The 257-nt window shown below is 64.2% G+C and carries 1 pseudogene; it reads left to right on the top strand.

Going from position 1 to position 257, the window contains the following annotated elements:
- Nucleotides 1-257 (top strand): annotated as a pseudogene (fadA, locus tag AC4IFT_RS22565) (acetyl-CoA C-acyltransferase); the annotation flags it as partial.

Consider the following 257-nt stretch of genomic DNA (forward strand, 5'->3'; position numbering starts at 1 on the left):
CCTTGAACGACTTCGACATCATCGAGATTAACGAAGCCTTCGCCGCGCAGGTTCTGGCGGCGCTGAAACACTGGCGCATCGACGCCGGCGACGCGCGCGTCAACCCAAACGGCGGCGCCATCGCGCTCGGCCACCCGCTGGGCTGTTCCGGCTCCCGCATCTCGACCACCTTGTTGAACAACATGGAACGTCGCGACGCGCAGTTCGGCCTGGCAACCATGTGCATCGGCTTGGGCCAGGGTATCGCCACCGTGTTT

Source organism: Providencia sp. UF-183, assembly GCF_058246155.1.